General features: G+C 63.6%; 25 protein-coding genes and 2 pseudogenes. 6 read left to right on the top strand and 21 right to left on the bottom strand.

The features are described from left to right. Positions 1-91 precede the first annotated feature (91 nt). The 9 genes and pseudogenes from HOP52_RS09505 to HOP52_RS19795 all read right to left on the bottom strand — a co-directional run bounded on the left by HOP52_RS09505 (position 92) and on the right by HOP52_RS19795 (position 6,785). Complete coding sequence (locus HOP52_RS09505) at positions 92-856, bottom strand: SDR family NAD(P)-dependent oxidoreductase (protein WP_238977134.1); 765 nt, start codon at positions 854-856, stop codon at positions 92-94. 195 nt (positions 857-1,051) lie between these two features. Beyond that, entirely contained in the window at positions 1,052-1,945 is an 894-nt protein-coding gene (locus HOP52_RS09500; RefSeq protein ID WP_238977133.1) for a dihydrodipicolinate synthase family protein, read from the bottom strand. 82 nt (positions 1,946-2,027) lie between these two features. Next, positions 2,028-2,363 carry a zinc ribbon domain-containing protein YjdM gene (locus tag HOP52_RS09495; RefSeq protein ID WP_238977132.1) on the bottom strand — a complete coding sequence of 112 codons (336 nt, stop codon included), beginning with the start codon at positions 2,361-2,363 and terminating at the stop codon, positions 2,028-2,030. A gap of 180 nt (positions 2,364-2,543) precedes the next feature. Beyond that, entirely contained in the window at positions 2,544-2,969 is a 426-nt protein-coding gene (locus tag HOP52_RS09490) for a GNAT family N-acetyltransferase (protein ID WP_238977131.1), read from the bottom strand. Between the two features lie 23 nt (positions 2,970-2,992). Next, positions 2,993-3,850, bottom strand: a complete 858-nt coding sequence (locus HOP52_RS09485; RefSeq protein ID WP_238977130.1) for a glutathione S-transferase family protein — start codon at positions 3,848-3,850, stop codon at positions 2,993-2,995. A 126-nt stretch (positions 3,851-3,976) separates the two neighbouring features. Continuing rightward, positions 3,977-4,471 carry a gamma-glutamylcyclotransferase family protein gene (locus HOP52_RS09480; protein ID WP_238977129.1) on the bottom strand — a complete coding sequence of 165 codons (495 nt, stop codon included), beginning with the start codon at positions 4,469-4,471 and terminating at the stop codon, positions 3,977-3,979. Between the two features lie 189 nt (positions 4,472-4,660). Beyond that, positions 4,661-6,264 (bottom strand): annotated as a pseudogene (locus HOP52_RS09475) (IS1182 family transposase). 85 nt (positions 6,265-6,349) lie between these two features. Further along, complete coding sequence (locus tag HOP52_RS09470; protein ID WP_238977127.1) at positions 6,350-6,562, bottom strand: type II toxin-antitoxin system HicB family antitoxin; 213 nt, start codon at positions 6,560-6,562, stop codon at positions 6,350-6,352. Beyond that, positions 6,552-6,785, bottom strand: coding sequence for a type II toxin-antitoxin system HicA family toxin (locus tag HOP52_RS19795; RefSeq protein WP_422677700.1), 234 nt, complete (start codon positions 6,783-6,785; stop codon positions 6,552-6,554). Before HOP52_RS19795 ends, HOP52_RS09470 begins: the two co-directional genes overlap by 11 nt. 150 nt (positions 6,786-6,935) lie before the next feature. Here HOP52_RS19795 and HOP52_RS19840 point away from each other — a divergent pair, with 150 nt between their 5' ends. The 4 genes from HOP52_RS19840 to HOP52_RS09450 all read left to right on the top strand — a co-directional run bounded on the left by HOP52_RS19840 (position 6,936) and on the right by HOP52_RS09450 (position 10,562). Then, complete coding sequence (locus HOP52_RS19840; protein WP_275298127.1) at positions 6,936-7,220, top strand: tyrosine-type recombinase/integrase; 285 nt, start codon at positions 6,936-6,938, stop codon at positions 7,218-7,220. A gap of 180 nt (positions 7,221-7,400) precedes the next feature. After that, on the top strand, positions 7,401-8,990 hold the full coding sequence (locus tag HOP52_RS09460; protein ID WP_238977126.1) for a BCCT family transporter: 1,590 nt from the start codon (positions 7,401-7,403) through the stop codon (positions 8,988-8,990). 119 nt (positions 8,991-9,109) lie between these two features. Then, complete coding sequence (locus HOP52_RS09455) at positions 9,110-10,015, top strand: cation diffusion facilitator family transporter (protein WP_238977125.1); 906 nt, start codon at positions 9,110-9,112, stop codon at positions 10,013-10,015. Between the two features lie 208 nt (positions 10,016-10,223). Beyond that, positions 10,224-10,562, top strand: a complete 339-nt coding sequence (locus tag HOP52_RS09450; protein ID WP_238977124.1) for a hypothetical protein — start codon at positions 10,224-10,226, stop codon at positions 10,560-10,562. 134 nt (positions 10,563-10,696) lie between these two features. On the opposite strand, the gene HOP52_RS09445 is transcribed toward HOP52_RS09450, so the two are convergent. Next, a complete protein-coding gene (locus tag HOP52_RS09445) occupies positions 10,697-12,139 on the bottom strand; it encodes an FAD-binding oxidoreductase (RefSeq protein ID WP_238977123.1) in 1,443 nt (480 codons plus the stop codon). Between the two features lie 260 nt (positions 12,140-12,399). Here HOP52_RS09445 and HOP52_RS09440 point away from each other — a divergent pair, with 260 nt between their 5' ends. Next, positions 12,400-13,107 (top strand): winged helix-turn-helix transcriptional regulator, encoded by a 708-nt coding sequence (locus HOP52_RS09440; protein WP_238977122.1) that lies wholly within the window; start codon positions 12,400-12,402, stop codon positions 13,105-13,107. A 60-nt stretch (positions 13,108-13,167) separates the two neighbouring features. Here the strand turns inward: HOP52_RS09440 and HOP52_RS09435 are convergent, their stop codons facing one another. Next, positions 13,168-13,944 carry an alpha/beta fold hydrolase gene (locus tag HOP52_RS09435; RefSeq protein ID WP_238977121.1) on the bottom strand — a complete coding sequence of 259 codons (777 nt, stop codon included), beginning with the start codon at positions 13,942-13,944 and terminating at the stop codon, positions 13,168-13,170. Positions 13,945-13,983: 39 nt separating this feature from the next. Further along, positions 13,984-14,223, bottom strand: a pseudogene (locus HOP52_RS09430) (GFA family protein); the annotation flags it as partial. 425 nt (positions 14,224-14,648) lie between these two features. Here HOP52_RS09430 and HOP52_RS09425 point away from each other — a divergent pair. Next, the gene (locus HOP52_RS09425; protein ID WP_238977120.1) at positions 14,649-16,403 is read left to right on the top strand and encodes a putative bifunctional diguanylate cyclase/phosphodiesterase; all 1,755 of its coding nucleotides are present in this window, start codon (positions 14,649-14,651) and stop codon (positions 16,401-16,403) included. A gap of 79 nt (positions 16,404-16,482) precedes the next feature. Here the strand turns inward: HOP52_RS09425 and HOP52_RS09420 are convergent, their stop codons facing one another. The 9 genes from HOP52_RS09420 to HOP52_RS09380 all read right to left on the bottom strand — a co-directional run bounded on the left by HOP52_RS09420 (position 16,483) and on the right by HOP52_RS09380 (position 24,114). Beyond that, positions 16,483-16,836 carry a DUF1428 domain-containing protein gene (locus HOP52_RS09420; protein WP_238977119.1) on the bottom strand — a complete coding sequence of 118 codons (354 nt, stop codon included), beginning with the start codon at positions 16,834-16,836 and terminating at the stop codon, positions 16,483-16,485. A 4-nt stretch (positions 16,837-16,840) separates the two neighbouring features. After that, on the bottom strand, positions 16,841-17,206 hold the full coding sequence (locus tag HOP52_RS09415; RefSeq protein ID WP_238977118.1) for a YciI family protein: 366 nt from the start codon (positions 17,204-17,206) through the stop codon (positions 16,841-16,843). Next, a complete protein-coding gene (locus tag HOP52_RS09410) occupies positions 17,203-18,039 on the bottom strand; it encodes a YciI family protein (RefSeq protein ID WP_238977117.1) in 837 nt (278 codons plus the stop codon). Before HOP52_RS09410 ends, HOP52_RS09415 begins: the two co-directional genes overlap by 4 nt. A gap of 81 nt (positions 18,040-18,120) precedes the next feature. Further along, positions 18,121-19,350: an RNA polymerase sigma factor gene (locus HOP52_RS09405; RefSeq protein WP_238977116.1), complete on the bottom strand. Its 1,230-nt coding sequence runs from the start codon at positions 19,348-19,350 to the stop codon at positions 18,121-18,123. Between the two features lie 296 nt (positions 19,351-19,646). Beyond that, positions 19,647-20,450: a DUF2182 domain-containing protein gene (locus tag HOP52_RS09400; protein ID WP_238977115.1), complete on the bottom strand. Its 804-nt coding sequence runs from the start codon at positions 20,448-20,450 to the stop codon at positions 19,647-19,649. Continuing rightward, positions 20,447-21,076, bottom strand: coding sequence for a DUF1326 domain-containing protein (locus HOP52_RS09395; protein ID WP_238977114.1), 630 nt, complete (start codon positions 21,074-21,076; stop codon positions 20,447-20,449). Before HOP52_RS09395 ends, HOP52_RS09400 begins: the two co-directional genes overlap by 4 nt. 135 nt (positions 21,077-21,211) lie before the next feature. Beyond that, a complete protein-coding gene (locus HOP52_RS09390) occupies positions 21,212-21,796 on the bottom strand; it encodes a TetR/AcrR family transcriptional regulator (RefSeq protein ID WP_238977113.1) in 585 nt (194 codons plus the stop codon). A 147-nt stretch (positions 21,797-21,943) separates the two neighbouring features. Next, the gene (locus HOP52_RS09385; RefSeq protein ID WP_238977112.1) at positions 21,944-22,996 is read right to left on the bottom strand and encodes a serine hydrolase; all 1,053 of its coding nucleotides are present in this window, start codon (positions 22,994-22,996) and stop codon (positions 21,944-21,946) included. After that, positions 22,993-24,114, bottom strand: a complete 1,122-nt coding sequence (locus HOP52_RS09380) for a heparan-alpha-glucosaminide N-acetyltransferase domain-containing protein (RefSeq protein ID WP_238977111.1) — start codon at positions 24,112-24,114, stop codon at positions 22,993-22,995. The genes HOP52_RS09385 and HOP52_RS09380 overlap by 4 nt, the downstream gene beginning before the upstream one ends. Positions 24,115-24,136: the final 22 nt, after the last annotated feature.

Genomic DNA, 24,136 nt, shown 5'->3' with positions numbered 1-24,136 from the left:
AGAGCGAGTATGGCGAGCTACCCTCCCCGCGTCTTTCGACCGAGCTGAGCGGTCGATTCGACTCTGCCGCGACGAACCCCCACGCCACGCCTTACTGGGCGCAGTAGCCGCCGTCGACCAGGTAGGTGTTGCCGTTGCAGCCGGAGGCCAGGTCGGAGAACAGGAACACCGCCATGCCCGCGCACTCCGCGTTGGTGACGTAGCGCCCCAGAGGCACCCGCGCCACGAACGCCTGGTGCACCTCTTCGCCGTGGCCCGGATTGGCCTGGTCTTCGATGGAGCGCATCATGCGATTGTCCACCGGGCCCGGATTCAGGGTGTTCACCCGAATGCCCTCCGGGCCGAGCTCGGCCGCCAGGCAGCGCATCATCCCCACCACCGCATGCTTGCTGCTCACGTAGGGAGAAAGCCCCGAAGCACCGCGCACGCCGGCCACGCTGGAGGTGATCACCACGCTGCCGCCCCCGGCCTTGCGCAGCGCCGGCAGCGCCGCCTCCACGCCGAAGCGCACGCCGTGCACATTCACCGCAAACACCTTCTCCCAGGCCGAGTCGGAACGGCTGTCGAACGGCCCTACCTCACCCTCGATGCCCGCGTTGAGAAACACCCCGTCCAGCCGGCCGAAGCGCTCGAGCGCGGCCGCCACCATGCGCTCGTTGTCCTCGCGGCGGCTCACATCCACGGCAAGCCCCACCGCCCGCTCGCCCAGCGACTCGGCAATCGCCTCGACCGGGCCCGCTTCGCGGTCGGTGATCACCACGCTGGCGCCCTGTTCGTATGCCATGCGCGCCGTGGTCTCGCCGATGCCGCCCGCACCGCCGGTGATGACAATCACTTTTCCGTTCAAGCTGCTCATGTCCAACTCCAGAAACTGGGGGATGGGCAAGCCATGGGACGGCTCGCCGAACAGTCAATAGTCGCCGACACACGCCGGATAATAAAGCCACCAAGGGGCGTTTCCATCAAATATTTGACGTGTATCAAGCAGCTAAGGTGGTCATGGCTGCGCCACGGAACTCGCCATCTGAAACTGCGAATCACGCGCTTCTCGTCACGCCAAATCCAGCGCTTCCATCGTGGCCGCAAGCCGTTGGCGCCCTTCTCCGCTCAAGGACTTCAGCGGCTGCGGCAAGCACGGCGATTCCACCAGCCCCTGCAGCTCCGCAGCGGCCGCGACAACGCGCAGGCTGCCGCCGTTGTCGCGGAACAAGGCCCAAAGGGGAGCCAACCGCTCGGACAAGCGCGTCGCTTGCTCGGCATTGCCGGCCTGGGCAGCACGGGTTATCGCCAGTGCCGTGGCGGGGAAGACGCCCCCAATCACGGAGTACCAGGCCTCACAGCCCGCATTCAGGCCGGTGGCGGCAAAGGCATCGCCGCTCACCCCCAGGGTGACGTGGGAGGGTATCTGCTCGCGAAGACGCCCAACCCGCGCCCTTGCGGCCTCTGGCTCCACCGGCACACCGGGAATTTTGATGGACGCCACCTTGGGGAGCCGGGCGATCTGGCCATGAAGCTCGTCGGTGAAGACAAACTGCGTGGTGCCGGGATTATCGTAGACGCACAGAGGTACCGACAGCGCGTCCGTCGTCGCTTCGAAGAGCCCATAGACCTCGTCGGCGAACAGCTTCTGGTAGGACATTGGGGCGAGAAGCACCCCGCTCGCGCCGGCCGCCTGCGCCTTCTCAGCCAGGGTAAGCACATCGCGGGTGCGCAGCGCACCGATGCCGGCGATCACCGGGATCTTGCCCGCATGCTCCACCGCGAGCGCCACCACCCGCGCCCGCTCGGCCATCGTCAGATAGGCATAGTTCCCGGTGGAGCCCAGCACCCCGATCGAATCGACATCGGCTGCGACCAGGCGCTCGATCAGGCGAACGAAAGCCCTCTCGTCCAGACCGCCCTCATTCATCGGGGACAAGGGAAAGGCGCTTAACCCGGTAAACATGCTGGACACTCCCGAATGATTGAACACTGGCTACCTATGGAATCAGAGGATTTCCCACACCATCTGCAGCTTGATAGTTGGCTCAGGCCTTTTTCACAAACTGGGCGGTCACCATCATGTCGCCGGCACCATCCACCTTGCAGTCCAGCTGATGGTCCTTACCTTCTACAATGCGCCGAATGACGGCTTTAGTTCCGATTTTAAGCACAATCGAGCTGCCTTTTACCTTCAAGTCTTTGGCCAAAGTAACCTTATCACCCTCAGACAGCAACGTCCCATTAGCATCTTTAACCGACACGACATCTTCATCAACAACTTCTGACGGATTCCACTCATAAGCGCACTCAGGACATACTAGATGATCTTGATCCTGGTATACATACTCAGACTGACAGCTTGGGCAAGGGGGAAGCGACATGGATCTATTTCTCTAAACTAGATGAAGCCGCATATAGTACTGTTCGCCGGGCATGATAGCAAGTGCGTTTGCGTGATTTTTGGCATAGCCATAATGTCCGTAGTGATAAGCTATAACGCAGCTATAAGCTTCGAGCGCAACGAGATCCAGCACTCAAAAGACGAGAGTTTCATGGCTTTATTATGAATGGAGCTGCATCACCAACTCAGCATACCCGATATGTGAATCCCTCCTTTCGGAAACCTCCTGAAAGCCACAGCGCTTGTAAAACTCTACGGCCTGCTCATTCTCCTTGTAGACGCCCAGGGTGATCCGCTTGCGGAGCGACTTGACCTTTGTCATCAGCTGCTGACCAATCCCTTCTCCCTGACAACCGGGAGCCACGAACATCGCCGCCAGCGTATCACCATGCAGCGAGAAAAACCCTTTCACTTCACGACCCGATTCATAGACATACGTCTCTGAGGCTGGTATATAGATGTTTCTCATATCATCCAGCTTGGACTCCCAGAACGCACGATCAACAAAATCATGCGCTTTCACAGAAGATTCAAGCCAAATTCTTAAAACACTGTCCATATCTGAAGCAACAAACTCACGTATCATTTTTATCCTCATGACGCGAACGCTCAGCCGCGCGGTTTATCCGTGTCGGATGGAGCGGCTTGTTGGGTTTGCCTACGCGGCACATCGTGCAACAAGCCTAGTACTTCGTCTGTCGCACTGTGTTCGTATTTGTTCTGCGGAGGCCAGGGCCGGTTGCGCCAATCTGGTTCAAACGAAAAAGATGATTTTCTACGACCGGGAAGCAAGGTGCCATTTCCCGCTCCCTTAGCGTAATCGTAATAAAGCTTGATGATTTCCTCTCTTGTGACCTGCTGTGCAGCGGGGTGCGCGAGGCATGCATCGCGCCATCTGCGTACACGTGAGTATTGCTCATCATCGGGCAATTCAAATCCTTCGTAGTACTCCAGAAACCAAAAGCGCATGAAGAGCGGCGTGAACACGGTCTCAGCCCATCCGAAATCTTCGAAGAGAAACGGGCCGGATGGGGAGTGTGTATTCAAAAACGTATTGATCCGACCATACTGTTCCAGCATGCCCAGCTTGAGAGAATCGCGCCTTGTGATATCCTGATTGAGAATGTACGTATAGCCCTGGACACAAAAGTCCCCCTCCATTCTCACCAACATGCTTTCAATGGCACGTCGATATGGATCACGCTGTGCGACCGCCGGGTCCGGGTAGATGTTTTCCAGATACTCCAGAAGGACCATGCTTTCCTTGAGGATTTGTCCATCCTCAGTCTCCATGACTGGCAGCGCAGTCGTGCCTTGTGTCTTCGCAAGCAGCCAGGCAGGGCGGGGCCGGGTGATATCGATCACATGAAAGTTAACTGCGTTCCGCCTTCTCTTCAGATACAACAGAATTTCGAGCCGCTGGCAGAAAGGACATACTGGGATGTGATATACGATCGGCTTGGTCATAGTTTTCGCGCTTTCCTCATGCTACTGCGGGTCTTAGGAAGACTCCCCTCCCAACGCCGCCAGCTCGCGCGGCTTTGTAGTGGAGGCGAAGCCGCAACGAAAAAGCCGTCGCCGTGTCTGCCCTTGTTAACTGTGTATGGCACGCTGCTTTGCATCCCTTTCTTTATCACTATCCTCGATCGCCTCAACCGATGTGATTTTAGCTGCGATGTAATCCGATGGAAGCGATGCTTCGTTTGCACCAATCAGGACGTGATTCACATACCAAGAATACGGTTTTAAATTCTTATCGATATTCGTGGCAATATAGGTCGTTGCCGTTATCGAAGATCCGTCAAGAGCCGTGAGTGTTACTACTTTTTCATCATATCCATATCCAAGCCCCTCAGCCCTATCTAAAGCATTTTTCTCGCTCGGATCAATTTTGAACAAAACTCCGTATACGACATCCCCTGCGTCTGAGGTGAAATACGCATCGCATTTTCCGGAACCATCTTTGCTCGACTTATGAAACCGTAAGTCATGCCCGTTGAGAGCAAAGCAACCAAGAGCTTCTGCACTTGGAACCCGTTCTCTTAATCGAGAAAGTGACATATTCGATCCGTACGCGAAGTAGTGCATGACTTTCCCGAACAGTTAACGAGGCTGTAGAAAAACCCGATTCAGAGCCATTCCCACCGCCTCTCTTCTGAATTCTTTTACCGACCACCAAACGGACGATCATCTTGGCCACGGAGCCTAACTGACCATTTTGGCTCTTTGGTGATGTCAAAGCGCTCATCACCAGTTTCTGGCCTCCCAGCCCCTATATCACTTGCCTAATCGACCATAATTGGCGAGCTTCTCGATGTTGTGTATCAGGCAGTATAGCTGCCATTGCCCCTGGACCTTTTTCCGGCCTCTCAGGCTAAATCGGTCAAGCCCCTTGTTCGTACCGATGTTGCCAAACACCGGTTCTACCACCGACATTCGGTGGCTATAGACCTCTTTGCCATACTGACTGTCCACCCGGTGTTTCATCCAATCAGTGTAGCTAGGCAAACCTTTATTCTCGATGGTGAATGATACCTGCCGACCCGCTCCGTTGCGGTGGTCCGCCGAGGCCGGATTCTGCATGCATTGATGTTTCTTCGGGCAGTGTCGGCACTGCAGCAGTCGCCCCTCGAAATGAGCTCGGTTCTTTCCGTTCTCAGCCTCCCGCTGGCCCCGGTAGGTCAGGGACTCACCGGCCGGACAGATGCAGGTCATCGTCACCGGATCGAACTGGAATTCACTGGCCGGAATGATCTGTTTTCGGTTGGAAGGCCCGCGGTCCTGATGACGTTTTCCGTATTTGCCTTTCTGGGCGCTGAATTTTGGGTCGCGGCTACGGAATTGGTTGTCGGGAATGTAACCGTTGATCTGCTGTTCGTACAGATAGCGCATGTTGGCTTCGTTGGCGAAGCCAGTATCGGCCGTCACCACGGTGCCGTCTTGATAGATATCCGGACTGATGCCCAGTCGTCGGTAACGCTGCTCGATGCTGACCAGTACCGGCTTGAGCGTGTGGTGCTCCTGACCCTCGCCAAAGGCCTGGGCATCGATGATGATCTGGTGTTTCTTGTCGACTGCCGCCACCCCGTTATAGCCCTGGATCGTGCCTTTCCCGGTCGTCATCTTGGCACTTTCGTTGTCGGTGAGGTTGCTCTTCACCTCCTGGCTGCGCTTGCCCTTCCCCTGCCGGGGGCGCTGCGTGTTCAGGAACCGGTCTACCTTGGTCATGGCTCTGTCGAGGGAGAGGATCATCTTGGCATGGCGGATATCCCGTTCTATCTCTGCCTCGGTTTCCGCCTTGTCGCGCTGGAAGTGCTCGTCCAGGTGGTGGCGAATGAAGCGGCGCAGCTTGTCACGTTTCTCGCCGAGTTCCTTGAAGGTGCCAGACCACTCCTTGGCTGCATTGGACGACATCTTGCACCCGTCGATGGCGAAGAGTTCGTTGCCCAGCAGGCCCTGCTCGTGGCAGACCAACAGGACCTGCTCGAACAGAGCTTCGATCTCGTCGGTGTGGCCGCTGACGAATCGGGCGAGCGTGGTGAAGTGGGGTACCGTATCGCAGGACAGTGCCTTGAACAGGATATTCGTCTCGCAGCACCACTGCATTTCCCGGCTGGAGGTGATGCCCTTGGAGTAGGCGAACAGGATGATCTTGAGCAGGATCGCCGGATCGTAGGCACAACGACCGGTGTCGTCGTTGCGGTATCGGGGATGGAACACCGACAGATCCCCAGCTTGTGCTCGATCAGGTAGTGCACGGCATGCTCAAACGTGCCGGGTTGCAACTGGTCCAGATAGTTGATGGCAACCATGGCGTGCTGATCGTAGTCGTAGGGCTTGAACCTGGGCGTGCTGACGACTCTCCCTTGCCTTTTCCTCATCCTACCGGGCGTAGTCGGGGTTTTGCTACAGCCTCAACGCCGGCCATCAGCCGCGCGAGGCACGAGCGTCGGCTGGATGGCCTTGTTATGCATACATCAATCGCCCTCGCGGCTCCGGGATCGGCCGTCCAAGCTCCCGCGCAGTCTCGATCCACTCCCCAATGACCTGCTGAGCATTCGCCACAGCCTCTTCATAGGTTTCTCCGTCGGCCATGCAGCCTGGCAACTCAGGAACCTCCACGACGAAGGACTGGTCCTCATCGCTCCAGTAGATGATCATCTCGTACTTAATCGACATCAGTCTCTCCCAACCGGTACTTGACCAGGATACTCCGAACTTGTTTGACCTGATATGGCTTGGCCTTGCTCCCCTTGGGCTGCAGATTGAGTATCTCCGTCACCCCATCCCGAGAAAATATATGGTGACTGCCTCTGACCCGTTCCTCGAAACCGAGCCGGACCAGAAGCTGACAGAGGACTGAGAACTCAACGTTCGTATCTGAGCTTCCCGACAGGATCATCTGCCTTATCTTTGAGTATCTTCCCATTGCCTGATCATCCTTATGCCCCTTGGATTCCAGTCTGCATAACTGTTAAGCAGGCGATGAAGGCCGCATCGCTGCCGCGCCCCGGCACCTGCCACACCCTACGACATAATCGCTACCCAGTTATTGAGCCAAGGCACGGATATCCGCACCGTTCAGGTGCTACTCGGGCATAAAAGCGTGGAGACTACCCAGATCTATACGCATGTCCTGGGAAGGCTTTGCCGGTGTACGCAGCCCGCTGGGTTAGCGAAAAACCTGACACCCGGGCACGCTACCGCCCCTACCCGGCATAGCGCGATGGCCTCCTGCCACCTTCCTGCGGTAGTCCGTTTTCCGGGGCTGTTCGGCTCGTGGTCTGCTCCCTGCCAACGGCCGTCTTCGGCGGCCTTGACCAACCAGCCTATGTAACCTTTGACGGGCTGGCAAAGAAAAGCAACGGCTAACATGGTCACAAGGCTGAGCCTGTCCTGCGGCCAGGGTCGGCTTGCCCCAGGCTTTAGACTTAGGTCGAAGATTGCTAGAATGCCGCCGCTCTAGTCGGCGCCATGGCTCATCGGCGCACACACTCTCCGCAACTAGAGCGTCCTGATGTCATCCCAGAACACCCCCTCCCCCGCCGCCCCCTCGGCGCTGTCGCGCCTCGGCGATCCCATCGTGCTGCTGCTCACGGTCGGTTTCATCGTCGCCTTCGTCGGCCTGTCGCTGTTCGATATCGATCGGGTGGCCGACAGCATCGGCGCCGGCTTCGCCTGGACGGCGGCCACGCTCGGCACCTACTTCCAGCTCCTGCTGCTGCTGACCTTCGTCATCGCCATCGGCGTGGCCATCTCGCCGGCCGCCGGGGCGCGGGTCGGCAATCTGGAGAGCCCGCAGATCGGCACCTTCAAGTGGCTGTCGATGATCATGTGCACCCTGCTGGCCGGGGGCGGCGTCTTCTTCGCCGCCGGCGAGCCGGTCTACCACTTCGTGGTGACTCCGCCGGCCTTCGAGACCCAGGCGGGCACCGCCGAGGCCGTGGCCGGCGCCCTGGCCCAGTCGTTCATGCACTGGGGCTTTCTGGCCTGGGCGGTGCTGGGCTCGCTCAGCGCCATCGTGCTGGCCCATGCCCACTACGTGAAGGGCCAGCCGCTGCAGCCGCGTACCCTGCTCTACCCGGTGTTCGGCGAGCGCATCATGAGGGGCGCCTTCGGCAGCCTGGTGGACGCCTGCTGCGTGATCGCGGTGGTCGCGGGCACGGTCGGCCCCATCGGCTTTCTCGCCACCCAGGTGAGCTTCGGGCTGCACGAGCTGTTCGGGGTCAGCCAGGGCTATGGCACCCAGCTCGGCATCCTGGTGTTGCTGGCGGCGGTCTATGTCACCTCCGCGATGACCGGCATTCATAAGGGCATCCAGATCCTTAGCCGCTTCAACGTCTTCCTGGCGCTGGCCATCGCCGCGGTGATCCTGGTGGCCGGCCCCACCCTCTTTCTGGTTAACGCCTTCGCCCAGGGCTTCGGCGAGTACCTGTCGTCGTTCTTCGCCATGGCCACCATGACCGCCGAAACCGCGCCGGCCTGGTGGATGCAGTGGTGGACGGTGTTCTTCTTCGCCTGGTTCATCGGCTACGCGCCGCTGATGGCGATCTTCGTGGCACGTATCTCCCGCGGGCGCACCATCCGCGAGATGATCCTGGCCGTGGCGGTAATGGCCCCGGTGGCCACCACGATCTGGTTCACCCTGCTGGGCGGCTCCGGCATCCACTACCAGCTGACCGGGGTGATCGACCTGGGTGAAGCACTCAACAACTTCCAGTTCGATGTGGCTACCCTGACCGTGGCCCAGGCGCTGCCGGGCGGCACCCTGATGGCATTGGCCATCCTGCTGCTGACCAGCATCTTCGTGGCCACCACCGGCGACTCCATGAGCTATGCCATCGCCGTGGTGTGCGCCGGCCACGACGCGCCGAGCCCGCTGGTACGTGCCTTCTGGGGCATCGCCATGGCGCTGATGGCGGGTATCCTGCTCTACATGGGCGCGGGACAGATCGGCGCCCTGCAGCAGTTCATCGTGATCACCGCGATTCCGGTCTCGCTGATCCTGCTGCCCACTCTGTGGACCGGCCCCCGTGCCGCCTACGCCCTGGCGCGTGAACAGGGCATCCTGCCGACAGCCGTGAAGCAGGCCAAAGCAGCCGGCTGAACGGCCTCGCGCCAGACGGCAGCGGATTCGCCCTTGAAGTCGCATCCGCTGCCGCTGTCGTCGCTCCCCTGTGCAATGGGGTTATAGAATGAGAAAAATTGCATAAAACGAGAACAGTCATGCAAGCCACCCTTGAACAGCACGCCCTGAAAGTCTCCATCGTCGTGACCCTGGTGGTCTCCAGCCTGGGGGTCACCTTCGGCCTGCTGGCCGGCTCCCAGTCGATCCTCTTCGACGGTGTCTTCTCCACCATCGATGCCGCCATGTCGGGCCTCGCCCTGGTGGTGTCGAAGCTCGCCATGCGCGAGGCCAGCCAGCGCTTCCAGCACGGCTACTGGCATCTGGAGCCGCTGGTCGCCGCGCTGAACGGCAGCATCCTGATGCTGCTCTGTTTCTATGCCTTCCTGAACGCCGTGCAGGGGCTGATGGAGGGCGGCCGCGAGCTCGATTTCGATATCGCCATCGCCTACGCGGGGGTGGTGGCCATCGTCTGCTTCACCATGGTGATCTACCAGAAGCGCATCAACCGGCGCGCCCAGTCGGAGTTCGTGCGCATCGACATGCAGGGCTGGATGATGGCCGCGCTGATCACCACCGCCCTGTTCGTCGCCTTCCTCATCGCCCTGCTGCTTCAGGGCACCCCCCAGGCGCACTGGACCCGCTACATCGACTCGCTGCTGCTGGTGGTGCTGACGGTCTGCTTCATGCCAGTGCCGATCGGCATCGTGAAGCGGGCCATGAAGGAGGTGTTCTTGATCGCGCCGAGCAAGATCGACCGCGAGGTGCACGCCGCCATGGCGCCGGTGATGGCGCGCGAGGGCCTGCTGGAGTACTTTAGCCATGTGGCCAAGGCAGGCCGCGGCCACTTTATCGAGATCCATATCGTCACCACGCCCGACTTTGCCGTGGGCCAGGGCGTGGCGCTGATGGACGAGATTCGTGAGCAGATCAGCGCCGGGCTCACCATCCCGCCAGAGCGGCGCTGGTTCACCGTGGCCTTTACCGCCGACCAGCGCTGGGCTTAGGCGCGGCAGGCGCCGCACGGCCTGGCGGGTGGCGACGGCCCGGAGCCGGTAGCGCAATAGTTGGCGATGGCAGCAGCCAACCATCAGGAGGCCTCCGCCTGTCGAGTTGCGCTATGTCAATTGAGTTTGCTGCCCTGCCTAAGGCAACATGGACCACAGGAAACCAAGCAAGGATGGATGAGCCACGGCATACCGCTGGAGAAGCCACATGCAACCGCTGAGCTATTACTACTACAACGTGCTGGAAAGCCTCGAAAAGCCGTGCGATGTGCCGACGGACCGCCTACAGGAGGGCTACGATATCCTGTATCGACATGGCGGGCGGATCGAAGTTGACCTGATACGCAAGGCCGAAGAGGGCAACGCCAGGGGGGAGCCGTACCACTGGTACGAAGCCCTCGATGACGAACAGCGCGCGAAATTGCACAAGGCGCTTACTGGCGGCGACCCCGCCAAGATCCTCAAGGTCATGCAGCGCAACGGGTATGCCGGCGTTCTGTATCACCATGCATGGGAGCACTTCCGGGAAAAGTCGGGGGTTGCCTAGGCATCCTGCTGTACGATTTCGAATCGTACGGTATTGAAAGGGCCCGCGAGAGATCGCGGGCCTTTTGGGTTGTGAATACACGCCTTCTGCTGGCGCAGTGCCGGCGTGACTGCCTCAGCGATCGCCTTGCGCCGTTAGGCATTGCCTTGCCCCGGCCCTGTCCGGGCGGGCGGAATGTTGCGATTGACCCGGAACCGGTTGTCCGGATCCCAACGGTGCTTGATCTCGGCGAGTCGCTCAAGGGCGGGGCCGAGGGCCGCTTCCATTCGCTCGGGGCCTTCGTCCTCGGTCTGGAAGTTGATGTAGGCGCCACCGGTGGAGAACGCCTTGAGGTCCTGCCAGGCCTCGCGGGCCCAGGCGATGTTCGCCTCGTCGTCCTCCGGCTGCTCCCAGGCGCCGCCTGCGTTGAAGACGTAGCGGGCATCGCGATTGCCCACCGGCGAGTGGTCGTTGTCGAGCTGATTCAGGGCGCCGCCGAGCTGGAACAGGATCACCGCCGAGTGCGGCGAGCGGATGCGCCCGGCATGCTCGATCGCCTTCTCGCAGAGCGCAGGCTCGATACCCGGCAGATACTCGCTCTTCCAGTAGTAGCGCCGCCCCTTGGGCTGGGTGGCATCGAGCAGCTTTTGCATCTGCGCATAGGGCCGACGCACCAGCACGTCGCCGATGGGCTCGCCAAACCCCTTGATCGGCGCGACCGCCGCTTCGCCCGCCTCCGGATCGCCGCTGTGGCAGGCGAGCAGCGCCACGATCGGCTCACCATGGTACTCCTTTGGCAGCCAGGGGGCCGGCGGCGCCGGCCGCATCAGAGCCACCAGGGTCAGCTCGGGCGGTGCCTCTTCCGCCAAGCGCCGATAGAGCTCGAGTACCGCCGGAGCCTCGCTGGCGGGCCAGGCCACCACGCCTCCCACCACCTCCGGGCCGACGGGGTACAGCCGGTAATCGAAACCGGTCACCACGCCGAAGTTGCCGCCACCGCCGCGCAGGGCCCAGAACAGGTCGGGATTCTCCTCGGCACTGGCATGGACCAGTTGGCCATCGGCGGTCACTACGTCCATGCCCAGCACATTGTCGGTGGTGTAGCCCCAGCGCCGGGTCAGGTAGCCAAAGCCACCCCCCAGGGTGAGCCCGGCGATGCCGGTGGTCGAGATGAAACCCAGCACGGTGGCCAGGCCATGCACCTGGGTCTCGCGATCCACGTCACCGAGCACGCAGCCCGCCTGGGCATGGGCCACCCGGCGGTCGCGGTCGACCCAAACGCCGCGCATCAACGAGAGGTCGAGCATCAGCGCGCCGTCGGCCACCGCCAGCCCGGCGATATTGTGACCGCCGCCCTTGATGCAGAGCAGCAAGTCATGCTCGCGGGCAAACCGCACACACGCCATCACGTCGGCGACGCCCAGACACCGCGCCACCAGGGCCGGCCGGCGGTCGATCATCGCATTCCACAGCCGGCGCGGTGCCTCGTAGTCCGGGTCGTCGGGCATCAACAGGGGGCCCTGCAGCTGCGCCTGCAAACCGTTGAGCACCTCCGGTGTCAGGTCGATCTCGCGACCCTCCAAGGTTATCGCTCTCATGTCGGCTCTCCTCGCGAAGGATGTTGAAGGGATCTGCTACCCTCTTGGTTTGCGTAGCCCCTGAGGTTGCGCCACCCTCAATGCATGGCTGGCATGGATCGACAGCCATTCCCTTTCAGGGGGAGGGATACGATAGAGCCTAGCAGCAACGCTCAACGATGATTGATTCACGATCTGAACCGCTTCGCCTGGTGCGGCGTCGATCCTCGGTAATAAGTAAAGCCACGCCAACGGCGACAAGACTGCTGGGAGGGAAACTGATGGCTGACTGGGGATATGGGCAGTTCTGTCCCGTGGCCATGGCCTCGGAGGTGCTGGGCACCCGTTGGACCATGCTGGTCGTGCGTGAATTGCTGTGCGGCAGTCACCGCTTCAATGACCTTCGCCGGGGCTTGCCTCACATCTCACCGGCCCTGCTGTCGAAGCGGCTGCGCGAACTGGAAGAGCTGGGGGTGGTGAGGCGTCACCTCGACCCCAACAGCGGGACGCCATTGTACGAACTGACGGAAGCCGGCGAGGAGCTAAGGCCCGTGATCATGGCGATGGGGTGCTGGGGGCAGCGCTGGCTGGAGACGCAGCTCTCCATGAAGAACCTCGACCCGTCGCTGCTGATGTGGGACATGCGACGCAACCTGAACCCCGACCCGCTGCCTCCTCACAGGGTCACGATTCAGTTTCTGTACCACGATGTGACCCCCGGCCAGGCGAAATGGTGGGTGGTCTTCGACAAGTCGGGCGAGGATGGCGTCGTCGACCTCTGCAAAAAGGATCCCGGCCACGATGTCGATCTCTATGTGGTCAGCGACCTGCGTAGCATGACCGCCATCTGGATGGGCCTGATGACGGTTCAGGAAGCCCTCGACGCCGGCAAACTACAGCTGACCGGATCACGCCAGCTGCAGAGCAGCATGCAGACCTGGTTGGGGCTGAGCGTATTCGCCGACGAGCCCAAGCGGGTCTCTGCATGACCGCGCCCACGGCTCATTGAAAGGTGAGCTGGGCGCATTGTTTGTGCGAAGGCTGTGATGCTACGACAGAAGGAATCGAGATACCGACTGTACGTATTGCTCAGGGTTCGTCGTCATGCCCTCATGCGCCTGGCCGGCGAGTTCCTCTACCTGCACGTTCGGCAGCACCGAGGCCAAGGCATCCGTCAGAAACAGCTCTCGCGGGCTTTCGCTGCCAAACTGCAGCATGACGGGGACACCTAACCCCGCCGCCTTTTCCAGGTCGAAACGGTGGTTCGCCAACGCGCGCATATCGCCGAGCGACGCCTTGGCATCAGCGACGATCGGCGGCCAAAGCGACGTTGCCTGAAGCGCCTCAAGCTCCGTCTCCGGGACGAGCAGGGTGTCGCGGAAGAAGGTGATAACAAATGACTCCCAGCGCTGTGCCCGAGCCAATTCCTCCAGTCGCCTCAACGTCTCCGCTCCCAGGAGGTCCGGCCTGGGCGGTTCATAGAGCACCAGCTTGGCGATGCGGCTCGAGAGCGCCATGGCCGCAGCCAGTGCCATGTGCGCTCCATAAGAGTGCCCCAATAGAGATACCGGTTCGTCGATCACCTCCACTACCGCGCCAACATCCCCGGCCTCGTCCATTACGCCATGCCATTCCGTCGCATCCGTTTCACCGCGGCCACGCCGGGCAATGGAATAAACGGTAAATTGCTTGGCAAGCATCGGTTTGACGAACTGCCAGTTCGTCCGATGATCGGTGAAACTGCCATGCACGAGGACAAGCGGCGGACCCTGGCCGTCCTGTTCATAAGAGACGGTTGCGCCGCTAGGTGAACACACATGATGCATCGGGGACCTCCATGCAAATCAGCTAAGCAAGTCGCTTGTTCATGACTCCCCCTCTTCCAGGCCCAGCCGTCGGTGCCACTCGGCGATGCTCTCTTCAGGGTAGCCGGCGAAACACTGGTCATGCTCCCGCGCCTCGACCTCCACCCAGCTTGGCTTGCCGTCCAGCAGCAGGTGAACCCGCTCGGGCGGAGTCGGTAGTTCGCTGTCGATGGCCGAGGCGAAGGGGTGGACCAGTGCCGGCCAACGCGGGTCGTAGACCCACAGCGCCGAGGCGCAGCGGTCGTCGGGCATCAACAGCGGCCCCTGCAGCTGCCCCTGCAAACCGTTGAGCCCCTCCGGCGTCAGGTCGATCTCGCGACCCTCCAAGGTTATCGCTCTCATGTCGGCTCTCCTCGCAAAGGAAGTTGTAGGGATCTGCTACCCTCCCTAGTGTGAGTTACTCCTGCTGTTGCTCCGCCCAGAATCCATGCCCGGCATGGACCGAGCGTCATTCCCTTTCAGGGGGAGTGATAAGAAAGAGCCTAGCAGCAACGCTCAACGATGATTGAGCCATGACCTGAACCGCCCGAGTGGCAGAAGCGCAACCTTCCACGGCAGATGGTCGCGAAATGCATCCGGGCATCATCGGCGGCGGCGCGTGCGGGCACATCCAGGCGCACCGCTTCCCGTGGACGGTCACAATTCGCTTGAGGGATAGGCAGCGCATGGCATTCAGCGACGGACCTCGTTTCCTGGAAGCGGCCATTAAGAAGTCCGACTACTCGGTGGTCATTACTACTGGCGAACTGGCCCCACCGGGGCCGGTGTTCGTGCACGCCAATGATGCCTTCACGCGCATGACGGGCTATACACGCGAGGAGCTTCTGGGCGCCACGCCACGCATCCTGCAAGGCCCGGACACTGATCGAGCGGTCCTGAATCGGCTCAAGTCGAACTTGCGCGCCGGCGATTCCTTTGAGGGTCGCACCTGGAATTACCGCAAGGATGGCACGCCGTACCTGGTGGAGTGGACCATCACGCGTTTGCGCAATGATGGCGAAGGGGCCGACTATTTCTTTTCCGTGCAGCAGGAGGTCACAGACCTGCATCCGCCCCAGGACAGGCTGGAAGGTCAAACCCGGAAGTTGAATGTCCTCCTCAATTCGACCGGGGCCAGCCACGATCCGATCACTGGTGCCCTGAACCATCGGGGCATGTTGCTGCGGCTCCAGCGTCTCATTGACGAGACGGCAGCCGCGCATTCGGTGACCGGGATCGTGTCGTTGCAATTCAGGCGCCTGGACCGCATTGACCAAGCCTTCGGCGTCGAAGCCATCAACCAGCTCTTGTGTGATATCAGTGAGCGTCTCGAGAGCCGTCTCGAAGCGACCGAATCGCTCGCCCGCTCCCATGCCCACACTTTCGCCGCTGTGATCCCTGCCGATGCCGGTGCGGCAAGCGACCCGGACAGTCATCTGATGACGCGGGCACGCGCGCTCGTCGCCGCTGTCACGGAAACAGGCTTCGAAGTCGGCGGTGAATCCCTCCAGATTGAGGTCAGTGCGGGGATCGCCCGCGCGCCGACCGATGGCCGCCACGCACGCGAGCTCGCGCTGCTGGCAGAAGAGCTAACCGACGGTGCGGCCAACACCGACGTGGACTCCATCCGCTGGGCGGATCACGGCATCAAGGAGACACAGCGCTGCGAGATCAAGCTCGAGGCCGACCTGCAGCGTGCCGTCACCGAGCGGGAGTTGGTGCTCTTTTATCAACCCGTCATGGATCTGGATAGCGGTGAGGCGGTGGGGGCGGAGGCGCTGGCGCGCTGGCCCCAGCCCGACGGCCACGCCCCCATCGGGCCGGATCGCTTCATCCCCCTGGCCGAAGAGCTGGGGCTCATGGATGAGCTTGGCGAGCAGGTCTTCGAGAACGCCTGCCGTCAACTGCGACGCTGGCAGGAACTACCAGGCAACGCGGCGTTCTGGGTGTCGGTTAACGTCGCCCCTTCTCAGCTCCGTGATCCGACCCTGGTCGAACGCTTTATCGCCATCACGCAGGCAACGGGCGTGTCGCCGGCTTGCGTGAAGCTCGAAATTACCGAGAGTGCGCTGGAATTCGGCCTCGACGAGGTCAGCCATGTCATCGTCGAACTCGCGGCCGCGGGCTTCCCTCTCGCCCTGGACGACTTCGGCACGGGCTACTCGTCGCTGGGACGGCTGATCGATATGCCGTTCAACCTGATCAAGGTCGATAAAGTCTTCATCTGGCAGACGCCTGACGGACGCGGCGCGGGCGTCGTGGCCAGCCTCTCGCAATTGAGCAGCCACCTCCAGATCGACGCCCTGGGCGAGGGCGTAGAGACCGCCGCCCAAGAGGCCTTCTTGCGCACTCTCAACTACCGCTACGCCCAGGGCTTTTTCTACGCCAAGCCCATGGCGGCGGCCGACTTCGTGGCCTGGGCGGGATGGCCGGCGGATTAAGCATGGCGCCGGATCAGCCATATGACCGATCCGGAACATCCGCTGACCTGGCGCCACGAGGCAAGGCAGGCTGGAGTGGCTACTCCTCCACGACGACTTCGAAGCCGCCGTAGATCAGCCGTTTGCCGTCGAAGGGCATGGGATTCACGTCGGGCTGCAGACGCGGGTCCTCCATGACCTTGGCCATCCCCCGGTCGCGTACCTCCCGGGAGGGCCAGTGGATCCAGGAGAAGATCACGGTCTCATCCGGCTGGCATTTCACCGCCATGGGAAAGGAGGTGAGCTTGCCCTCGGGCACGTCGTCGCCCCAGCATTCCACCACGTTCAGGGCGCCATGCTCCTTGAAGACCGTCGCCGCCTCTCGAGCGTGCTGGATGTACTGCTCACGGTTGGCGGTGGGCACCGCGGCGGCGAAACCATCGATGTAGGTCATGGGGTCACTCCTCGTCTCTGGGAGGCAGTTCCCGCACCGGGCGCACCTCGATGGTGCCGAAGCGGGCGGGGGGTATGCGGTTGGCCAGCTGCAGGGCCTCGTTCAAGTCACGAGCCTCCAGCAGGTAGAAGCCGGCCAGTTGCTCCTTGGTTTCGGCGAAGGGCCCGTCGGAGATCAGCACCTCGCCGTCGCGAACCCGCAGGCTGGCGGCGCGCTCCACCGGCTGCAGGGCCTGGCCGGCCAGGTAGTGGCCCTGCTCGGTCAGGCGCTCCACACCGGCCAGACACTGCTGGTTGAGGTCGTGCCACTCCTGCTCACTCATTGCCTCGATCAGGCGCTCCTGGTAATAGACCAGCGCGGCATATTTCATGGTTCGCTCTCCTCGCTCATGGGGCAGCGGCCGGTCTGGCAGCCGATCATCCAGTGCACGCCGAAGCGGTCGGTGGCCATGCCGAAGCCCTGCGCCCAGAAGGTGGGCGCGAAGGGCATGGTGACCTGGCCGCCCTCGGCCAGGCGCTGGAACACGGCCTCGGCCTGGTCGAAGGCTGCATACTCCAGCGACACCCGGGCGCCCTGGGGCGCCTGGTAGCAGTCGTCGGCCATGTCCGCGCCCATCAGCCGGCGGCCGCGGACGTTGAGGGAGGCGTGGATGATCCGGTCGTGCCGCTCGGGCGGGGTATCTCGGGCAGCCGGGGTCTCGCCATAGGTAATCAGCGCCTCCAGCCGGCCGCCGGTGACATCGGCGTAGTAGGCCATCGCCTCGCGGCAGGTGCCGGGAAAGCCCAGGTGCACATTGAGTTCGCTGGGCAGGCGCGCCAGGTCGCAGTGCTTGTCGAGCCCGGCGCTGGGTTCGAAGTCCTCCAGGCTGAAGTAGCGGCGCAGCTCCAGGGTGACGTCGCCGTCTTCACTGGGCCACTGCTTGGCCCACTCGATGGCGGTCTCCAGCGAGTCCGCCTCCAGCACGGTGTAGCCGGCGAGGAGTTCCTGGGTCTCGGCGAAGGGGCCGCCGGTGACCAGCACCTCCCCGTCGCGCCGCTCGAGCCGGCAGCCTTCGCGGCTCGGTCGCAGGCCGTTGCCGGAGACGAACACCCCGGCCTCGGCCAGTCGGCGGTTGTAGTCCGCCATGGCTTCGAGCACGCCCTGATCGGGCGGGTCGCCGGCTTCGGTCGACGCATCGGCCTTGCGCATCAGCATGTATCGCATGAATTCCACCTCCGTTGGCTGGTTGCCTCCCTGAGTCGCGTGACAGTCGGCAAGATCGACAGCACAGCGCGATTTTTTTGATTATTCCTCCAGCGCGTTCAGCTCGGCCAGCCGGCGCTGCAGGAAGCGGCGCTCCGGCTGCTGGATGGTCAGCGCCAGGGCCCGCGCATAGGCGAGCCGAGCCGCCTGGCGATCACCGGCGCGGCGAAGCAGGTCGGCCCGGGCAGCATGGAAGAGGTGGTAGTTGACGATGGCTTTGTGGTCGGCCAGGGCGTCGAGCAGCGCCAGTCCCGCCTGGGGGCCATCGCGCATGGCCACGGCCACCGCGCGGTTGAGGGCCACCACCGGCGAGGGCTGCCGGCGGTAGAGCGCCTCGTAGAGCAGCGCGATCCGCGCCCAGTCGGTGGCCTCGGCGCTGGGCGCGCGGGCATGCTCGGCGGCGATCGAGGCCTGCAGGGTGTAGGGGCCAGTGGGGGTCAGGGCCAGCGCCTGGGCCAGGCGGGTCAGACCTTCACCGATACGCCCCCGGTCCCAGCGGGCACGGTCCTGCTCCTCCAGGGGAATCAGCTCACCCTGCGCCCCCTGACGGGCGGCACGCCGGGCGTCATGCAGCAGCATCAACGCCTGCAGGCCGAGCACCTCGCCCTGGGGCAGCAGCCGGGCCAGCGCCTCGGCCAGCTCCATGGCCTCCGCCGACAGGCTGACATCGACCAGCGACTCGCCGGCACTCTGCGAATAGCCCTCGTTGAACACCAGATAGATCACCCGCAGCACATCGGGCAGGCGCTCCGGGAGGGCCCTGGCGTCGGGGATTTCGTAGCGAATGCCAGCCTCGCGGAGCTTGCGCTTGGCCCGCACGATGCGCTGGGCCAGGGTGGCGGGCTTGTGAAGCAGCGCATGGGCCACCTGCTCGGTGGTCAGGCCGCACATCTCACGCAGGGTCAGCGCCACGCGCTCGTCCAGGGCCAGGTAGGGGTGACAGCAGGTGAACAGCAGCCGCAGCGGGTCGTGGGCGATGCTGCGCTCGTCGAGGCTGACCGTCGCTTCCTCGGGTACCACGAGATGGGCATAGTGGCGCGAGGTCTGGCGGCGGCGGATCTGGTCGATGCCGCGGCGCTGGCCGGTGCGGATCAGCCAGGCGGCGGGATGCTCGGGCACGCCCTGGCTCGGCCACTGCTGAACCGCGGCCATGAAGGCCTCCTGCATCGCCTCCTCCGCCAGCTCGAAATCCCCCAGCAGACGGATCAGCGTCGCCAGCACCCGGGGGGAGTGCTGTCGATAGAGGCGCTCGATGGTGAGATCGCGATGCATGGTGCTATGCCCTCCTCCGCTGAGTGGCAACCGTCACTGCAACCTTAGGCTTTGTCCGAAAAGTGCCTGCGCTCGGTCATACGGCGTTAAAAATCGGCTCGTGCGCGAGTCCGATCAAAGTACTCATTTACACCCCGTAAACTCCGTCTTTTCGCCGATTTTTGCCTTGTCTGACCATCGCTCGTCGACTTTTCAGACACAGCCTAGCCGCATCGCGCGAAAGCGTCGCTCATACCCGCTCGGCGTAAGCTCCACCCGGCGGCCGAGCCGCCGGATGAAGCTGGGATCGGCGTACCTCAATGGGCGTGCATCGGCGTCGCCGAGGGTACCAGGCTTGGCAGCCAGGCCGGGTCCAGCATCACCAGCAGGCCGAGCACCATCAGCAGCGCCCCGGTGGGCCGGACGATGCGCCGGCCGTGACGCGCCACCTTCTCGACGAGCATCAGCGCGGCGAGCGGCGCCATCCAGGCCAGGTTGGCGATCCCCACCACGAACATCACCAGCATCAGCGCCCAGCAGCAGCCCAGGCAGAACAGGCCGTGACGCGCCCCCAGGGCGAAGCCGCCGGCCAGGCCCTGCCGATAGTGGTTGAGCAGAAAGGCGCGGGGCGCTCGACACTTGTCCAGGCAGCGCTCCTTGAGCGAGGAGAACTGGAAGGCCCCGGCGAGCAGCAGCACGCCACCGGCCAGCCACTCGGGCCGATGGTGCAGCCAGTGCCAGTGCATCGACAGCCCCTCCAGCAGTGCCATGGCGACCAGCGCCGCCAGGCCGAAGGCGGTCCACACCGCCAGATAGCCGCCGAGAAAGCCGCTACGCGCCAGCGCCGGATGGCGCTGGCCGGCAGAGGCTCGCTGGAAGAGGCCAACCATGGGCAGCGTGCTCGGCAGCATCATGGCGGCAATATGCACCTGCCAGGCCACCAGAAAGAGCGCCAGACTGGCCCACAACGCCAAGCCGTCCACCCTCAGTTGGTGGTGGTGCACCCACTGCACTTCGCCGGTCAATTCGGCGAGGATGGCCAGCAGCCAAGCCAACACAATGATCCCGATGAGCAGCGGAGCGCGCCCCCAGGCGGGGCGCGCTTGAGTGACGGCGCTCATGGCTGGTGCTCCATCATCCAGGCGGTCTGGATGGCGTTGTGCCCGTCGAAGGACCAGCTCATGGCGTATTGCGGCAGGTCGACCCGGTAGCGCCGCGACTTGCCGAGATAGGCCGGGGCCCCCTTCACCGTGGTGAAGGCGCTGTCGTACAGCGTCGCCGTGGTGCCATCCGGCGAGGACTGGATCGGCGCAAACTCCGCCTCCAGCATCCCTTCGACCTTGAGCTGTCCACTGGCCTGATGGGCCTCGTGAGTGATCGCCACCCGCTCGACGGCCACCAGTTCACCGACCAGGCTCGCCAGGTCGGCCAGCGGCCCGCCCAGCTTGCCGCCAAAGGCATCCAGCAGGGCCTCGACCTGCTCGTCATTGGCCCGGCTATCGACCAGCAGCACCGAGCGCCAGCCGCCCGCCAGGGCATTGCCGGGAATATGGGCGACGTTCACCAATGTCAGGCCCGAGACGTCGACGCCGCGTGCTTCTCCCCGCTCCAGGTGAAAGGCGATCACCCCGAAGCATTCGTTGCCGTCGGGGTCCTCGCCGATAAAACAGGGACAGGACACGGCACAGGAGCAGATCTCCAGCATGCTGCCTTCGAGACGATAGCCCGACTCCATTGCGGTATTCATCTTCCACCTCCATAGCACAGGATGGGGTTACCCGAGCGTGGTGGCATGCCGTGGGCTTGCGCGGCAGTGGCCACGCCGGGAGCACTCGCTCCACAGGCCGCCTGTGGCGGCCACATCCCTGGCAGCTCGCCCCGCTTACCCTACGGATCGGGTCGCCGCCGAGAAGTAGAAATCCAGCATCTGGTCGAGCGGGGCGGGATCGCGCAGCAGGCGACTGCGCAGTGCAGCGCCCTCCCAGCAGTTGAGCAGCAGATTGGCCAGTTCTCGGGGATCCGCCTGCTGGGGGATCTCGCCCTGCCGACGGGCCTCCTCCAGGCAGCTGGCGATGCGGCAAGAGATCTCGCTGAAGCAGGCCTCGATCTTCGCCGCGAAGGTCGGGTTGACGCCGGATAGCTCCTGACCCAGACCGCCCAGCATGCAGCCCAGGTAGCCGTCCCGGCGGTACTTCTCCCGCGACAGCTCGAAGAAGCGGCGGGCGCGGGCCAGGGGCGTGAGGCCCGGGTCCTCCAGAGAGAGCTCCAGCCCCCGGTGCACCTCCTCCATGTAGCGATCAATCACCTGCAGAGCGAAGTCTTCCTTGCTCTGAAAGTGGTGATAGAAGGAGCCTTTGGGCGTCCCTGTGGCCCGCAGCAGCGCCTGGATACCCAGGTCGTTGTAGCCGTGTTGAAGCAGCATCTCGAGTCCCGCGTCGAGCAGACGCTCGCGTGTCGTCATCGCCATCCAATTCTCACTAGACTGACCGGTCTATTCTCAACATAGACCAAGCGGTGGCACCGTCAAGGTGAAGCCCTGCCCAGAGGGTTCGGCTTGGAAATTGAGCGTTTGGTTTGAAGAACAAGGCGTTTGGCGAGAAAACCCGGCGGCCGGTCACGGCTCCAACAGCAGGCCCGACTCGCGTATCGCCCGGCCGATCTCGGCCAGCGCCCGCTCGCTGCGTGCCACCTCGGGCTCGCCGCGGACACAGGCCACGACCACCAGCTGGCGCCCCTCGCCCACCGCGGAGGCGATGCCGGCATCGCAGGCCAGGCGATGCTGGGTGCCGGTCTTGTGGGCGAAGCGGATACCGGGCCCGAAGCCCGCCTTGAGGCGCGGCTCACCGCTGGCGGTGGCGGTCATGATGGCCAGCAGATCGGCGCCGGCCTGAGCGCCCAGCGCCTGCCCCTGCGCCAGGGCGGCGAGCAGGTCGGCGAAGACGTCGAGCCCCCCACCGTTGAGGCCGCCGGCGTAGTAGCGGGCGAAGGCCGCATCCAGGCTCGGCAGGCGCAGGGCCCGCTGCGGGACCTCGAGCCGACGCGCCAGCCAGGCCAGCCGCCGGGCGTCGTCGGGCTGCTTCTGCAGTTCGATGAAGTCGAGGCCGGTCAGCTCACGAGCCGCCGGATGCAGGGCCCCGTAGACCTGGCGGCGCACCTCCACCAGGGGGGTGATCGGCCCCAGCCGCTGCGGCTCGCCGACCAGCGAGGCGGCACGCCGGTTGATGGCCTCAAGCCCCAAGTGCTCGATCAGCATATCGGTGGCGGTGTTGTCGCTCACCGTGAGCATCGCCACCAGCAGGTCGCCGAGGCGCAACGGCGTGCCGGGCTCGGCCCAGTTGGTGGGGCCGGCACCGTCCACATAGTCGCTCTCGCGCAGGACCAGGCGCTGGTCCAGCGTCAGCTCGCCCGCCTCCACCCGGGCCATCAGCTCGATGGCCACCGGCACCTTGACCAGCGAGGCCAGGTACCAGGGCTCGGTATCCCGCCAGCCGACCCGCGGCGCGCCAGGGGCCAGCGGGCGCACGTGCACCCCCAGCTCGCCGTCGAAGGCCTCCTCGATGGCGGCCAGGCGCGACTCGAGCCGAGCCGGCCAGCCGGGCTCGGCGGCGGCCGGCGCCGCGAGCAGCAGGCCGGCCAGGGCCAGCACCGTTGCCAGTGTCCGTTTCATCGCCGCGCCCCCATCCAGCGCAGCAGGGCGATCCAGCCCGCCGCCCCCAGCACCAGCGCCACGCCGATGCCCAGCGTCTGCGGATAGCTGTAGACCTGCCAGGCCTCGAGCAGGAAGCGCAGGAGCAAGAAGATCACCACGATATGAAAGACGAACGCCTTGAGGGCGTCGCCGCCGATCAGGGTGATCGGCCGCAGGGCCCGCGCCGCCCCGGCCCCGCCCCACAGACAGAGCGCCAGGATCACCAGGGCGCCGCCCAGGCTGAACAGCATGAAAGCGAGTTCGGGAGGATGCTTGCCCCGGTTCCTGGCCACCGCTATCAGGGCCTCGTAGAGTTCGGGCAGCGCCAGTGCGAAAAAGCCCAGCAGCATGGCCACGCCCAGGCCCCCTACCCCGAGCACCAGCCGCCGCCGGGTCGCCGGGGCGGCGTAGCCGCGCAGCAGCGCCTCGCCGATCAGCAGACCCAGCATCACCAGCGGCAGGCGCGATAGCTGCCCCCAGGCGTAGTGGCTGTCGTCCTCCACCAGGATCGCCTTGAGCGGCTCGACGCCCCAGAAGTGGAAGTGTCGCTCCAGGGCGCCCGCCAACAGGGCCACCGCCACCGGCGCGACCAGCCGCGACCACAGCGGCAGACGCCGCCACAGCGGCAGCACCCAGGGCAGCCACAGCAGGGCGATGGCGTAGAAGCCGAGGATCTCCACCCAGATCGGGAAGCGCTGGTACAGCAGGGCGTCGAGGATGTCCTGGGGCTCATAGAGCGGCAGCATCTCGACGATGGTCAGCACCTTGTACCAGAACAGCACCTCGAGCCCGCGCAGCAACAGCTTGAGACGCCGCCGCGGCCAGCCGGGCTCGCCGACCCTGGGCAGGAAGGCCACGGCCAGGGCGATGCCGAACACGGTGATGAACAGCGAGGAGGAGAACTTGGTCAGCAGGTGGATCGGCACCATGCCCCAGTCGGGCACCTGGCGAATGCCATAGAGCCCGCTCACCGCATGGCTGATGATCATCAGCGCGATGGCGATGCCCCGGGCCAGGTCGATGGCCTCGATGCGCGCCACGGGCGTCGGCAGCTGCGGCCGTTCGGTGAGCCTCAGGATGATGCCCTTCCCCGGCATGTGGCCCTCCTCAGGCTCGGCC

Source organism: Billgrantia campisalis (assembly GCF_022341425.1).
In the GTDB taxonomy this organism is placed as follows: domain Bacteria; phylum Pseudomonadota; class Gammaproteobacteria; order Pseudomonadales; family Halomonadaceae; genus Halomonas; species Halomonas campisalis.
The sequence above is the reverse complement of the archived record's forward strand: the minus strand, read 5'-3'. Positions and strand labels throughout refer to the sequence as shown.